At 68.0% G+C, this 14,025-nt stretch carries 14 protein-coding genes; 7 read left to right on the top strand and 7 right to left on the bottom strand.

The features are described 5' to 3' along the window. Nucleotides 1-121 precede the first annotated feature (121 nt). Nucleotides 122-1,360 carry a phosphodiester glycosidase family protein gene (locus tag IPK85_06065; GenBank protein MBK8246949.1) on the top strand — a complete coding sequence of 413 codons (1,239 nt, stop codon included), beginning with the start codon at nt 122-124 and terminating at the stop codon, nt 1,358-1,360. Here IPK85_06065 and IPK85_06060 read toward each other — a convergent pair. Next, on the bottom strand, nt 1,332-1,901 hold the full coding sequence (locus IPK85_06060) for a hypothetical protein (GenBank protein ID MBK8246948.1): 570 nt from the start codon (nt 1,899-1,901) through the stop codon (nt 1,332-1,334). The genes IPK85_06065 and IPK85_06060 overlap by 29 nt on opposite strands. 264 nt (nt 1,902-2,165) lie before the next feature. Here IPK85_06060 and IPK85_06055 point away from each other — a divergent pair, with 264 nt between their 5' ends. Both IPK85_06055 and IPK85_06050 read left to right on the top strand, forming a co-directional pair. Next, the gene (locus IPK85_06055; protein MBK8246947.1) at nt 2,166-3,482 is read left to right on the top strand and encodes an aminotransferase class I/II-fold pyridoxal phosphate-dependent enzyme; all 1,317 of its coding nucleotides are present in this window, start codon (nt 2,166-2,168) and stop codon (nt 3,480-3,482) included. Between the two features lie 134 nt (nt 3,483-3,616). Continuing rightward, nucleotides 3,617-4,159 carry a hypothetical protein gene (locus tag IPK85_06050; protein MBK8246946.1) on the top strand — a complete coding sequence of 181 codons (543 nt, stop codon included), beginning with the start codon at nt 3,617-3,619 and terminating at the stop codon, nt 4,157-4,159. A 143-nt stretch (nt 4,160-4,302) separates the two neighbouring features. Here IPK85_06050 and IPK85_06045 read toward each other — a convergent pair whose 3' ends face one another. Further along, the gene (locus tag IPK85_06045) at nt 4,303-5,277 is read right to left on the bottom strand and encodes an SDR family NAD(P)-dependent oxidoreductase (GenBank protein MBK8246945.1); all 975 of its coding nucleotides are present in this window, start codon (nt 5,275-5,277) and stop codon (nt 4,303-4,305) included. A gap of 185 nt (nt 5,278-5,462) precedes the next feature. Here IPK85_06045 and IPK85_06040 point away from each other — a divergent pair, with 185 nt between their 5' ends. Further along, complete coding sequence (locus IPK85_06040; protein ID MBK8246944.1) at nt 5,463-6,086, top strand: TetR/AcrR family transcriptional regulator; 624 nt, start codon at nt 5,463-5,465, stop codon at nt 6,084-6,086. Between the two features lie 28 nt (nt 6,087-6,114). On the opposite strand, the gene IPK85_06035 is transcribed toward IPK85_06040, so the two are convergent. The 3 genes from IPK85_06035 to IPK85_06025 all read right to left on the bottom strand — a co-directional run bounded on the left by IPK85_06035 (nt 6,115) and on the right by IPK85_06025 (nt 8,241). Further along, nucleotides 6,115-6,690, bottom strand: coding sequence for a hypothetical protein (locus tag IPK85_06035; protein MBK8246943.1), 576 nt, complete (start codon nt 6,688-6,690; stop codon nt 6,115-6,117). A 208-nt stretch (nt 6,691-6,898) separates the two neighbouring features. Then, complete coding sequence (locus IPK85_06030) at nt 6,899-7,690, bottom strand: anti-sigma factor (protein ID MBK8246942.1); 792 nt, start codon at nt 7,688-7,690, stop codon at nt 6,899-6,901. Beyond that, the gene (locus tag IPK85_06025; GenBank protein ID MBK8246941.1) at nt 7,687-8,241 is read right to left on the bottom strand and encodes a hypothetical protein; all 555 of its coding nucleotides are present in this window, start codon (nt 8,239-8,241) and stop codon (nt 7,687-7,689) included. The genes IPK85_06030 and IPK85_06025 overlap by 4 nt, the downstream gene beginning before the upstream one ends. Nucleotides 8,242-8,423: 182 nt before the next feature. Here IPK85_06025 and IPK85_06020 point away from each other — a divergent pair, with 182 nt between their 5' ends. Beyond that, on the top strand, nt 8,424-9,569 hold the full coding sequence (locus IPK85_06020; protein ID MBK8246940.1) for a S9 family peptidase: 1,146 nt from the start codon (nt 8,424-8,426) through the stop codon (nt 9,567-9,569). A gap of 44 nt (nt 9,570-9,613) precedes the next feature. Here the strand turns inward: IPK85_06020 and IPK85_06015 are convergent, their stop codons facing one another. After that, nucleotides 9,614-10,321, bottom strand: a complete 708-nt coding sequence (locus IPK85_06015) for a response regulator transcription factor (protein ID MBK8246939.1) — start codon at nt 10,319-10,321, stop codon at nt 9,614-9,616. Next, nucleotides 10,318-11,421, bottom strand: a complete 1,104-nt coding sequence (locus IPK85_06010; protein ID MBK8246938.1) for a histidine kinase — start codon at nt 11,419-11,421, stop codon at nt 10,318-10,320. Before IPK85_06010 ends, IPK85_06015 begins: the two co-directional genes overlap by 4 nt. A gap of 158 nt (nt 11,422-11,579) precedes the next feature. On the opposite strand from IPK85_06010, the gene IPK85_06005 reads away from it, so the two are divergent. Continuing rightward, nucleotides 11,580-13,178, top strand: a complete 1,599-nt coding sequence (locus IPK85_06005) for a PQQ-binding-like beta-propeller repeat protein (GenBank protein ID MBK8246937.1) — start codon at nt 11,580-11,582, stop codon at nt 13,176-13,178. 28 nt (nt 13,179-13,206) lie between these two features. Continuing rightward, a complete protein-coding gene (locus IPK85_06000) occupies nt 13,207-13,938 on the top strand; it encodes a hypothetical protein (protein MBK8246936.1) in 732 nt (243 codons plus the stop codon). The last annotated feature ends 87 nt before the right edge of the window (nt 13,939-14,025 follow it).

Raw genomic sequence — 14,025 nt, 5'->3', positions numbered from 1 at the left:
GGATGAAGAGTGGGGACGATATCACTCCGGAGCTTCCGACGCGATGTCAGCGGCTCGCGCGTGTACCGAGTCGCCGCGGCGGCCCTCCGCGAGGTGGCCGGTGCGAACTACCTTCCGTACCATGATGCTGCGTCCACTGGCTGCGGCCCTGATGACGGTCGTCGCGGGAGCGCCGAGCCTGGCGCGCGGGCAGGGAAGCTCGTGCCTGGGTGATACGCTCCTCGTTCGAGCCGACAGCGGCCTCACATCTCGTATTCAACCGGTCGCACCCGGCGTCACCTACCAGTGCCTCCTCGACCGGCGCGGGCCCTGGGCCATGCACGTGGTGCGTGTGCAGCTTGGCGGACCGGTGACGATCGATGCCATGCGCGCGGCCGGGCAGTTTGTGGGCCGCGAGCGAGTGAGCGACATGGCGAAGCGATGGGTGGAACGCAACGCATCTCCGATGATCGGGATCAACGCCGACTTCTTCAACCTGCAGACCGGCGAGGTGACGGGCACCCATGTCGAGGGGGGACGTTGGGTGAAGGGAATCACGTTCCCTGACTCCGGTGGCCCTCCGGTCGACGACGCGAGATCGCAGGTCGTCGTGCTCGCGAACGGTCGCGTACGCTTTGGCCGGTTTGAGCTCCACGGGGAGGTGCAGGCTGGCGCTCGTCGCATCCCCCTCGCGGGGCTGAACGCGTACCCACCAGGGGCCCTGCACGGCGCGGTCCTGGTGACAGCCGCGTATGGGGACGAGCTGGCCGCGGACACCACCGCGCGTCCGCGCGAATCCCGGCTGGCGCTCCAGCAGCTCGCCGATGTGGGGGGCGTGCTCCGCTACCGGGTCATCGCCCGGGCGACACCCGGTCGCCCGACACCCATCCCGCGCGATGGAGCGGTGCTGGTGGTGGGGCCGACGCAGGTCGCTGCGCTCTCGCCGGGCACGAGGCTGACCATTCGGTTGGCGTTAGGCACTGAGCGCCTGGCGCCGCACGCGGTCGTTGGGGGATGGGGCCGACTTCTCGCCGATGGTCGCGATGTGGCCGCCGCGATGGACCGGGAGGAAGGGACGCGTCCGAGTTTCTCGGCAGCGCGACATCCCCGGACGGCGGTCGGGACGAGTGCCGATGGCCGCACACTCCTCCTCCTGGTCGTCGATGGACGCCGCCGCTGGAGCGTGGGGATGTCGCTGGTTGAGCTGGCGGCGGCGATGCGCGACCTGGGGGCGTGGGACGCCATCAACCTCGACGGCGGCGGGTCCAGTACCCTGTGGATCGACGGCCGTGTTGTGAATGCCCCGTCCGACGCCACTGGCGAGCGCGCGGTGGGGAACGCGCTGTGGATCCTTAGAAAGCCAGCGAAACCGACGCCCTGATTCCCTTGGCGCCCGCTGGGCCAACCATCGGCGTCAGGGCGACGCGGCGGAGGGGCACGTCGGTCCATTTCTCGGTCGCGAACCGCGTGCCGATAGCCGCACCCAAGCCCGCGCCGAGGACGGCCGCGATAGATGCTGTGCCCCACTTGTTGTACTCGCGCCCCTCGGTCGAGGGCTTCGCGCTGTTGGAGAAGGCGATGCCGCCGACCAGTCCGACGACGCCACCGACCGCCGCACCCCGGATCATGTACGGGCGGTTCGAGCGCTTTTCACCATCGCTGCGCTCGATCTTGCGGATGTCGCCGAGCTGGATCGACCAGATCCCACGTCCCGATCCTTCCTCGATGAACATCGCCGTGTCGCCGCGCAGCGACATGAAATTGGCGATCAACGGGGCCACCTGGTTGGCCGATGTCACGCGGACTCTTGTCCCCGGGACGAGATCAAGTGTCGGAGCCTGAGCGTGCGCCGAATCGACCATCAGGCCAGTGATTGCCACGGCACAGAGCCAGCGAACGGTGCGGCGAAGAGGGGTAGTCATGAACGCGGAATCGACGGTGTGGCAGGAACTTAACCGAGCCGGCCGGAGGTCCGGGTGGACGCTCCAACCCCTGCGGAAGAGGACGGTTCCCCTCCCCAAAGGGAAACGGACCGGAAGAACGATGCCAGCCCGGTGGCTGCACCGGCCGGGACAGGACTAAGGGCGCCCCTCAGACTGGCCCGTCGCCCCGGCGCTTGGGGGAAATCCGCCAATGGAGGCGACCGGTCCACCAGCGTAAGTTGAGCCGACCCCACGCCGCGCTCCATGACCCACGCTGCCACGACTGACACCTCGAGCCTGGTCCGTACGCCCGCTGACGCGACCGGTCGGATCTCCACCCCGGTTGGCACCCTGGAGGGGTCGGCCATCCTCAAGATCGCTGGCGAGATCCGCCAGCGGATCGCGGGAGGCGAGAAGGTCTGCAACCTGACGGTTGGCGACTTCGACCCCCGGCAGTTCCCGATTCCCACCTACCTCGAATCGGCGATTGTCGACGCGCTGCATCACCGCGAGACCAACTATCCCCCGTCGCACGGGATGCCCGCGCTGCGCGAGGCGATCGTGGACTACACCGAACGCGGGTTGGGCCTGAAGTATCCGGTGGAGTGCACGCTGGTCACTTCGGGCTCGCGGCCTGGCGTGTACGGCACCTACGCGACCCTGCTGGACCCGGGCGACGTGGTGGTCTACGGGGCGCCGTCGTGGAACAACAACTACTACTGCCACATGGTGGGCGCGAAGGGAGTCCCGATCGCCTGCTCGGCCGACGACGCCTTCATGCCGACCCCGGCGGCGATTGCGCCGCATCTGCGTGGGGCACGGATGCTGGCGCTCAACTCGCCACTCAATCCGTGTGGCACCTGCTTCACCGCGGAGTCGTTAGGTGCGATCTGCGACCTGGTCCTGGCCGAGAATGCCCGGCGTGGCACCGCGGAACGCCCACTGTACCTCCTGTATGACCAGGTCTACTGGCAGTTGACCTTTGGGGACATTGCCCATGTGGACCCGGTGACGCTGCGCCCGGAGATGGCGCGGTACACGATCTACATCGACGGCATCTCCAAGGCCTTCGCCTCGACGGGGGTGCGCGTCGGATGGGTGATGGCGCCGACCGACATCATCGACAAGATGAACAACTTCCTGCAGCATGTGGGGACCTGGGCGCCGCGCGCCGAGCAGGTGGCCACGGCGAAGTTGTTGATGGCGGACGACGCCATTGGCGTGTACCGTCAGGAGTTGATCGCAGGCGCCCAGGCGCGGCTCAACGCGTTGTACGACGGGATCCAGGCGTGTCGCGCCGCGGGGCACCCGGTGGACGCTGTGGCGCCGCAGGGGGCCATCTACCTCTCCGGGCAGTTCGCCCTGATGGGGAAGACGCCGCCCGACGGTCCGACCTTGCGGACAAACGAAGATGTGCGCCAGTGGTTGTTGCGGACGACGGGGCTCGCGGTCGTTCCGTTCAACGCGTTCGGGGCCAGTGGGGAGACGGGCTGGTGCCGTCTCTCGATTGGTGCCGTGAGTTTGGCTGATATCGATGGGGCCTTGCCGCGCCTGAAGGCCGGCCTCGAGGCGCTCCGGTAGTTTGGTGGTCGCACCCGGCGAACGCCGGGACCACGGCCGTGTACGTCGTCACCCATGAGTCGTTCCTCCGAGCGCCTCCCTTCCTCGAAACTCTTCGCATGCGCCAGATCCTCGCCGTCCTCGCCGTCGTTCCCGTGATCGCCACCGCCCAGGCGTCGGGCACGATCCCACCGAAGGAAGAGCAGGTGGCCGCCGCCGTCCTTCCGCTACCCGAGGCCATGCGCGCCGGGGCGCGCGTGCTGGGGTATGATGCGGCCGGCAAGTTCGTGACGCTGCGCGAAGGGAAGGGGATGGTCTGCCTGGCCCAGTACCCCAAGGAGCCGCAGTTCCACGTGTCGTGTTATCACGAGGCGATGGAGCCGTTCATGGCGCGCGGACGTGAGCTGCGTGACGGCGGAACGGCGGCGGCACAGGTGGATACCGTGCGCTTCGCCGAAGTGAAGAGCGGCAAGCTCAAGATGCCGAAGGATCCGGCCGCGCTGTACCAGATCTTCGGCAAGGGGTATGACCCGAAGACGCAAGCGGTGACGGAGGGCCGGCGCCTGTACGTGGTCTACGTGCCGTTCGCCACGGGTGCGTCCACCGGGTTGCCGGAGCGGCCGCGCGGCAACGATCCGTGGATCATGCTGCCGGGGACGCCGAAGGCGCACATCATGTTCAGCGCGACGATGCAGTAGAGGGGAAAGGCAAACAGCCACTGCGCAGTACGAGCAGCACGGGCAGTACGGGCGGCACGGGGAGCACGGGGAGCACGAGTGCAGCGAGCCCTGCCCCGTGCTCCCGTTCCCTCTCGTGCTTCGCCGTGGTTGTTGACCTGCCGTTAGGTCGGCTTCGCCGCCCCCGATGACCTTCCCTCCACGTACCCTCGCAGTCTGTCCGCCACCCGGTCCAGCCACGCCACCTGCCGTTCAGTGCCCTCGCGCATCCAGGCCATCTCCTTCATGACCTCGTGCGTCCAGTTGCCGCCCCAATCCGGGTTGGAGCCGTCGTAGTCGCGCAGTCCGAATCGTTCGGCGACTTCCCACGAGCTGGTGAGGTGGCCGGACCATGACATGACCTCCGGGTCACGGGCGATCGCGACGCAGGCGCGGCCGATGAGCAGTGGGGACTCGGAGTGCAGGAAGTGGCGATCCTTGGCTCCACCGTCGCGCCAGTTCGCCTCGGTCACGCCGAAGTGCTCCAGCATGGACTCGGAACGTAGAAACCCCGGCGTGATGGAGAGCGCGGCGACCTTGTGCGGGCGCAGCTCCTCGGCGAGGTGAAAGGCGAGTCCCTTGTGGCCAAGCATCACGAGCTGGTGCACGAGGTTCCCCCCGTAGAACGGAAAATCCGCTCCCGTCACCTCGATGATGAGGCCACGCTTCTTTGCCTTCATGTGCCGCGCGGCTTCGGCGGCGGCGAGGACGCGCGTGACGAGCCCTTGCTGCAGGGCGGCTGTTGCCTGGGAGAAGTCCGTCTCCCACGACGGGGTCCACGGACCGTAGAGGCGATCCTCGCCAGCCACGCTGTCGACAAACACATCGATGCGCTTGCGTTCGGTGACGACGCGTTGGAAAAGCGCCTTGACCTCATCGGCGTTGGTGTGGTCCACGCGCACGGCAATGCCGGTCCCGCCGGCGGCCGTGACCATCGCCGCCGTCTCATCTATGGTCTCGGGGCGCGCATAGGGCGACGGCGATCCGGTCGCCGAGCGTCCCGTGCAATAGACGATCGCTCCAGCTTCGCCAAAGGCGCGGGCGATCCCGCGGCCAGCGCCACGCGTGGCGCCACCGACAACGACGATGAGGGGAGGCAAGGGATGGGGCTGGTGGGTGGTGGGTGGTGGCTTGTCGCTGGGGCCTGGTGCGCGGGGTGGTGCCTGACTCGTCTCTCGGCTGATCACGCTGCGGATGCCTTGTGCCTCGGCGCCCGCCGACTTCCGTCTGCCGTCTTGTTTATAAATGACCATTCACTTATTATCTGTCAACCCCAGCGCCCCCCGTGTCACCTCGCCCCCGAACCATCGACGACGCCGAGATCCTGGCGGCGTGCCAACGTGTCATGCAGCGCGTGGGGCCCGCGAAGTTCACGCTGCAGCTCGTGGCGAACGAGGCGGGGATCTCAGCGCCGACGGTCATTCAGCGGTTTGGCTCCAAGCAGGCCTTGCTCCGGCGTATGAGCGCGGGAACGCGGGGCATGGGGGCGGCCATTGTGTCGGCGCTGCGGGAACGACACGCCTCGCCAGTGGTGGTCGCGCGCGAGTTTCTGCTGTGCTTTGCCGAGATGGCACGGACACCGAAAGAGATGGCGCACCACCTGTCGTGGTTGCAGCTGGACCTCACCGATCCGGTGATGCACCGGCACTTCGTCCAATTGTCGCAGGAGAACGAAGCGCTCGTGGCGGCGTTGCTCGACGAGGGGGTGGTCGCTGGTGAACTGCTCGCGCTGGATGCGCCGGCGGTGGCGCGTCTGCTGAACGCCCTGGTCAGCGGATCGTTGTTGTCCTGGGCGGCGCACCGCGACGGCACGGCACGGTCGTGGCTAAAGCGCGACATTGACCTCGCGCTCCAGCCATATCGGGTCCTGGCATCCGCCGACCGGCGCTCACGTCGTCAGGCACGCTGACGACGCGAGCCATACGGTCCGCGCCGCGTTAATCTGCGGTCACCGTCAATGACGCGCGGCAGGTCTCCACGAACGGCGACGCCAGCAGGGAGGCGAAATCCGTGAGGGCGACAATTTCATGGTTCTGTGCCAGGAACGTGAACTGGTGCACCCCTGGAGTCGTCGTGGCACCGGAAACCGTGACCCGTGCCGTCGTGCCGACGTACTGGCTGCTGGAACCAAAGGCGAGCAGGCGGGCGCCATTCGCGTCATCCGTGATAGTGTAGGCCCAATACAACGAGAGACCGGGTGACGCCGCGGGATAGGTGGACGGCCCGACGACGTTCATGATGATCTCAGCGCGGTCGTTGATCCCCTTGCGGATCGTCACGCCCATCGACGTTCCCCGGTCGCATGCTGCGCCAGCTGAGGCAGTGCGGATGCGGCCGACGACGGCACCACCACCACCGCCGCCACCACCGCCGCCACCGCCACCACCGCCGCCACTGCCCTTCGCGAGGAGCGCCTCAAACTGATGCGACTTCGGCGAGGTGGGATCGGCGCAGGCGGCGAGCAGGGCGCCGCACAGGAGGGCGCCCGTGCGAAGGATGGTGGCAGGTGTCACGAGTTGGCTTCCACGAAAGGGTGTCGGCGACCAGGTGGCCGTCTCACCAAGTGAAAGGCAGGTCGCGTGCCCATGCCGCGCCAGCGACATAACGCCATGACCGACAGGCACTTGCGTTGCCTACAGCTGCGCTCGGCGCACCAAGTGGCCAGATCACTTCGATACAATCCGTGGAACGTTCTGGTCGGCCAGGATGCGGACGAGCGGCTCAGTCCGTGTGACGCCAGCTCCCCACGAGGCGCGGCGTTTCCGTGGGGCCGGGCGAGCCGCCGGCCGGCTCGAGGGTCATCGCGCACAGCTCAACGACTCCGATCGCGTTGACGTCAGTGCCCACCGGAACGATGATCGTCGCGCGTCCTTCCTCGTCCGTGTTGAACGTTCCCATTGAGACGGGCGCCTTGAGCGCCTTCGAGATCGCCCACAGCTGGTAGGTCTTGCCCTCGGGGGCCCGCGGCACGTTGAACGCCGTCACGATGAAGACGCTGCGGGTGTGGTTCCAGTAGACGCGCGCCGTCGGCTTGTTGTTCGACTCAGCGAGCGAGACGACGTGGACCTCGGGGCCCATGAAGGCACTCAGCGTCCGATCCTTCTCCTGCAGCTCGCTCCGGACCTGCGTGAGTTCGCCGGAGAGCGCGACCATTGCCTCACGTGCCTCGCGTTGGCCATCGTACGCGAACACGGCAAATGCGGCACACGCGGCCGCGGGCAGCCACGGCGCGACCTGGCGCCAGCGCGATGGAGTCACCGTCACCGGCCGGGCACCAGGCGCCGTGCTGATGCTGCGGACCGTGCGTGCGTCAGCGAGGATGCGTTCGCGCAGGGACGCCGGGGCGGTGGCGGCCGGTGCGGCGTAGGCCATCAGGGCGCCAACCTCGCGGAACGCCTCTACCTCGCGGCGGAACTCGGCGTCGCGCGCGACGAGCGCGTCGAGCGCAGCCCGTTCGCCGGGATCGACGGCGTCGAGCGCATAGGCTGCGGCCAGTTCACGGAGGTCACTCATATGCCGGCCACCATCCGATGGGTGACGGCGCTCGAGGGAATGGCGACCAGATCGCGCAGCCCCTCCATCGCACTGCGCAGGGCCATGGCGATGCGCACCTCGGACTCGCCGAGCGCCCGCGCGATCTCGGCGCGACTCAGTCCGCCGAAATACGCGAGCTCAACACTCTGTCGTTCGACTGGCGCCAGTCGCTCCAGGGCGACGGCCAGTTGCGAGGCGGCGGGCGGGTGCGCTGGGGACGGTCGCCCCGTCGGACTCCGATGGGCCAGCGCGCGTGATCGCACCACGCGCGACAACCAGGCGAACAGCGACTCGCCAGGTTGTGTGACCGAGCGTGCCCCGCGCCAGACATCCCCGAACGCGTCGGTCACGACAGACTCCGCGATGAGGGGATCCTGGGTAATGGCGAGGGCAAGTCCGTACACGACAGCTCCATAGGAATCGTACAGCGACCCGAGGGCGCGCTCATCCCCGGCGACCAGGCGCGCCAGAAGGCGGGCGTTGTCGTCGTCGGGTGGTCTCGCGGATGGCCGGGCAACTGGGTCGACCATGAGGACGGCAGGGAGTTTCCGAAGATTGTGGTCTCCGCCGCCCGGACGGGAGGTCGGCCACCGACAGGACTACGCCGCTCGTGGGCGGGTGGATTGGCGATCTGGCCGATGCAGCGTCCGGCCCCCATGTTGGGGGCGCCCCCGATCCCCTGGGTGCCTCCTCCATTCATCACGCTAAGTCCATGTCAGCACACACCTTGCGACGTCGACGCGACCTCCTGGTGGCCTCCGCAGTCCTGTTCCTCGGTCCCGCTCTGGTGCACGGCCAACATCGCGGCGCCATGGACTCCGTGCGCATTCGGGAGCTGTACGTCAGCAACAAACCCGAGGACCATCCGGTCGCCAATTACGACCGGGATATGGCCAGCCGCAAGGCGTCCGACAGTACGTGGGCGGCGCGCAGCCGCGGCGTGATGGACTACGCCAAGGTGACCTACAAGAGTACTGCCGACGGCATGGAGATCCCGGCCCACGTCTTCCAGCCGCTGCAGAAGCGGGGGGTGAAGGGCCATGCGGCGATGGTGTGGGTGCATGGCGGGGTCCACAGCAACTTTGGTCCCACGATGTTCCCGTTCGTCCGGGAGGCGGTGCAGCGCGGCTACGTGATCATTGCGCCGGACTACCGCGGCTCCACCGGCTACGGCAAGGCGCACCACAACGCGATCGACTACGGCGGAAAGGAAGTCACGGACGCCATGTCGGCCGTGGAGTACCTCAAGACTCTGCCGCACGTGGATCAGGACCGGCTGGGGATGATGGGGTGGAGCCATGGCGGCTTCATCACCTCCCTCTCGATCATGCGCGACCAGCATCCGTTCAAGGGCGGGGCGGCCATCGTGCCGGTGACCAACCTCTTCTTCCGGCTTTCCTTCAAGGGGCCGTCCTACACGCGCAGCTTCTCCACGCAGGAAGGGATCCAGGGGATGCCGCATGAGAAGCGCGCGGAGTACGAGAAGCGCTCCCCGCTATACCAGGTGGAGAAGCTCAATGTGCCGATCCTCGTGCACGTCTCCACGAACGATGAGGACGTGAACTACGTCGAGGACCAACAGATGGTCTGGAAGCTTCGCGCCCTCAAGCCGGACCTCGCGGAGACGAAGGTCTACGTGGATCCGGCGCCCTGGGGGGCGAGCGTCGGGCATGCGTTCAGCCGCCGCGTCGATCCCCAAACGCTCGAGCGCGTGGACTCACCGGAGCAGATCGACTCGTGGAACCGGACGTGGGCGTTCTTCGACTGGATCCTCCGCCCGTATGAGGATCGCTCGAAGCCGCTGCCGCCGTGCTGGAAGGTGGACTGCCAGCGGGGGCGCTCCGTGCCGCCAAACTGAGAACTACAGACGGGTGACGCCTCGCGGTATCGAGGACCGGGCGGTCAAGGGGTACCGCGAAGAACGCGGCGCACGGCGGCAAGGCGTCGGCGACTGACTGGTACGACGAGCCCTGAGGACAGGCGCAATTGGTACGCGCCCGTGGCGCGGTCCCGGTCCATGCGGGTCACGGCGTGTTGTCGCACGATCCAGGAGCGGTGCACGCGGAGGAATGCGTCCACGGGAAGCTCTTCCGCGAGGGCGTCCAGGGCGCGCCGCACCAGGTGGCGTCGCCCGGCCGTATGGATCGCCGCATAGACGCCGTCCGCCTCGATGGCGTCGATGGTCTCCAGCTCAACGAATACCTCCCGGTCACCGAGGCGTGCCACGAGGCGCGCAGGAGAACGCGCGGACGTGGTCCGGGTGCGCTGGACGCGCGCCAGCGCGCGGTCGAGGCGCTCCGTCGTCACCGGCTTCGTGAGGTAGTCGATAGCCTCGGTGTCAAAGGCAGAGGGAGCATACCCCTCGTAGGCAGTGACGAACACCAGCGCCGGTCCGCCAGCCGGCCAGCCACGGGCCACGTCGATCCCCGAACGCTCGGGCATCTCAATGTCCATGAAGACGATATCTGCCTCGAGTGCGGACGGCACGAGGTCGACGGCATGTTCCCGCTCGGCGACCACCACGATGTCGTCGCGGCGCTCGAGGAGTTGCCGCAGCGCGCGGCGCGAGAGCGCCTCGTCATCGACGATGATGGCGCGCAGCCGATTCATACGGCTGGCATGGCGAGCGCCGGCAGCACGATGCGCGCCGACGTACCGCCACCGTCCCGTGGGGTGAGCAACGCACCAGCGGCTGCACCATGCAATTGGGCGAGTCGCGCCTGTACGTTGGAGACGCCGACCCCGCGGGCCATGCGCTCCTCGAGGTCCGGTGGGAGCCCCACGCCCGTATCCAGAATGTCGATGGAGAGCCGCTCGTCGGCCACACGAGCACGGATCGTCAGTCGCATCGCGGCACGGGTGGGACGCAGGCCGTGGCGCAGCGCGTTCTCAACGAACGGTTGCAGCAGGAGTGTTGGCACGCGCAGGGGCCCCAGCGCGTCCGGGACGTCGACCTCCACTTCGAGGCGTTCCCCGAACCGCAGCGCTTCGATGGAGAGGTAGTGACGACAGAAGGCCAGGTCGTCCGCGAGCGAGACCTCGTGGGCGGCGCCGAACCGCAGCGAGTGCCGTAACAACTCGGCGAGCGCCACGAGCGCGGCTTCGGCACGTGGGGTATCCACATCGCGCACCAGGGCAATGACCGCGTTCAGCGTATTGAACAGGAAGTGCGGCTGCACCTGAGCGCGCAGGGCGTGCAACTGCGCGTCGGCCAGCTGCACGGCGAGTTGCTGGGAGTGTCGCTCGCGCGCGAGGCGCTCGGCGGCTTGGCGCTGCGCGGTCCGCAAGGCGACGATCGCGGCGTAGACGATTACCCCGGCAGGCAGGAGCAGGGCAAGCCAGAAGGCGAAGACCGCCACCCACGGCGTGCCGTCATTGACGAGCAGCCAGGAGGTGGTCGTCGTCGCCATCGCCTGCACCACGACCGCCGCGAGTGCTGCGCCACCATGCAGGGCCAGGCGACGCAGCGGGCGCAGCCCGTCGACCGGGAAGCGATCGGCGAGGTGCACGATCGGGCCGGTGAGGACCGTCCAGACCTGCCAGGTGGCCACGAGGATGGCCAACACCTGCCACGGCGCCACCGATTGCCCTGTGGCGCGCAGGGTGATCAGGACGTATGGCACCCCAAGCAGCGTGGGCACACTCCAGGCGAAGAGTCGTGCCCGGAGGGGCCAGGGGACGGGGAGCCCCGGTGTGGGTGTGGGGACCATGTCGAGGAGGTTAGGGACCCTGGGCGCCGGGCTCAATCGGGTGCCGGGCCGATTGGCCGCCGTCGACAACGCCACGGATACCGTTCGCAACTTTGCCGAAACGGGGCGGCCAACGGCGTGCGTAGGCTGACCCTGTCACCGGTCACCTGGAGTCACCGATGCGTTCGTTCGCCCTCCTCGCTGCGGCGGTAGCGCTGCCAATCACTAGTCACTCGCAGGAAGCCACCTGCGCGCCGCCGGCGCGCCCGGGGATGACCTGGGCGTCGTGGGGCGCCACCGAGTCCAATGGACGCTTCACCGGGACGTCGGGCCTGGCGGCGCCCCAGGTGCCGCGCCTCACCCTCAAGTGGGCCCGGTCCCTTGGGGAGGTGGTCAACGCGCGCTCGCAGCCCGCGGTCGTGGCCGGGACGGTGTACGTGGCGAGCGAAGCCGGTGGCCTTGGGGCGCTTGATGCGGCGACCGGGTGCCTGCGCTGGAGTGCCCGGGCGGATGCGCCACTCCGCTCCGGCGTGGTGGCGGCGGTCGGGAAGGACGGCACCGCGACCACGATCTTCGTCGGCGACCTGGCCGGCAGCGTCCACGCCTACGATGCGACGACCGGCGTCCGTCGCTGGAAGGTGCGCGTCGACCCGCACTTCGCGGCGATCATCACCGGCACACCGCAGTTGGCCGATGATGTGCTCTACGTCCCCGTGTCGTCGTATGAGTCGGCATTGCCGGCCCAACCCGGGTATGCCTGTTGCACCTTTCGCGGGAGCGTGGTCGCCCTGGATGCCGCGACCGGCGCCGTGCGGTGGAGATCGTGGACCATCGACGACAGTGTGCGCGTGACCGGGAAGGCCACCGGAGGCGCGGTAAGCAAGGGGCCTTCCGGGGCGGCCGTGTGGTCGACCCCAACAATAGATAGAGCCCGCGGCGTGCTGTACGTGGGCACAGGGAACAACTATTCTGATCCCCCCACGGTGACAAGCGATGCCGTGCTTGCCATGGACCTCGCGACCGGTCGCATCGTGTGGTCGCGGCAGTTCGCCCAGGGTGATGCCTACAACCTGTCGTGCGACCTGCCGGGCAAGGCCAATTGTCCGGCGAGTGATGGCCCGGATGCGGATATCGGCCAGCCGCCCATGCTGGTGGACCTTGGCCGCGGCCAACGGGTGCTGCTCGTGGGGCAGAAGTCGGGTCATGTCCACGCGCTCGACCCGGATCGACAGGGCGCGTTACGGTGGAGCGTGAAGGTGGGCGACGGCGGCAAGCTCGGGGGCCTGCACTGGGGCTCGGCCACCGATGGGCGTCAGGTCTACGTGGCGCTGGGCGGCCAGGCGATCCTCGCCGTGGCCGACTCGACGGTGAAGGAAGGTTTCCGGATGGAGGCCGATCCGGTCAAGGGAGGCGGACTCTTCGCGCTCGATGTGCGCACCGGTCGCATCGCGTGGAAGGCCGCACCGCCCCCGTGTGGCCCGCGGCCGCGGTGCAGTCCCGCGATGTCTGCGCCGCTGAGCGCGATCCCCGGCGTGGTGTTCTCGGGGTCGCTCGATGGTTATCTGCGCGCCTGGTCGACGAGCGGAGGCAAGCTGCTGTGGGAGGTGGACACAGCGAAGGAGTACCAGACCGTGGACGGAGGGCGCGGGCGCGGCGGGTCCATTGATGCGGCGGGTCCGGTGGTGGCGGGTGGCATGGTGTTCGTGATGTCGGGGTATGGATTGTATGGGGCGATGCCCGGCAACGTGCTCCTCGCCTTCTCGGTGGACGGGCGGTAGCGTCACGGGGACTCCATCGTCCCCACCAATGTCATCGATCGAACGGCAGCTTCGCTGGCTCCGCGCCTGGGCACTCACGTCCTCGGTCCTTTTCGCCGTGCTCCTGCTTGGCGCCTTTGGTCAGCCCCGCCAGCGCTTCACCGAGATCGACGTGGAACGCATCAACATCGTGGAGCCCGACGGGAAGTACCGGATGGTGATCTCCAATCGGCCCCGCTCGATCGGGCCGATCTACAAGGGAGAGTCGTTCGGTTACCCCGGAGGGACGCGACCGGGGATCATCTTCTTCAATGATGAGGGGACCGAGAACGGCGGGCTGACCTTCAGCGGCAAGGTCGGCGCGGATGGGAAGTACCAGGCGTCGCATCACCTGTCGTTCGACCAGTTCAACCAGGACCAGGTCCTCTACTTCAACTACACCGATAACAACGGGTCGCGTCGGATGGGGTTCACGATCGCCGATCGGGCGGACGTGGACATCATGCAAATGGTGAAGCAGCGTGACTCGATCGTCGCGGCGACCGCCGAGGGTGCGGCGCGCAATGCCGCACTTCAGCAATGGGCCCAGCAACGGCCCGGCGGTCGCGCGATGTTTGCGCAGCGGGTGTATGTCGGCCGGGATCCGGCGCGGAACGCGGTCGTGAACCTCAGCGACCCCGAAGGGCGCACTCGCCTCCGCCTCGTCGTGGACTCGCTTGGGAACCCCGCGATGGAGTTTCTCGACGCCCAGGGGAAGGTGCTTTCCCGGCTGCCGCAGTAGCGACGTCCGACTGGCTTGCGTCCCCCCGGCTGCGAGGGCATATCTGACGACCGGCCGGGAGGCCCCCCGGCCGGATGGCGCTTCGCG

The organism is Gemmatimonadota bacterium (assembly GCA_016712265.1).
In the GTDB taxonomy this organism is placed as follows: Bacteria; Gemmatimonadota; Gemmatimonadetes; order Gemmatimonadales; family Gemmatimonadaceae; genus RBC101.
The sequence above is the reverse complement of the archived record's forward strand: the minus strand, read 5'-3'. Positions and strand labels throughout refer to the sequence as shown.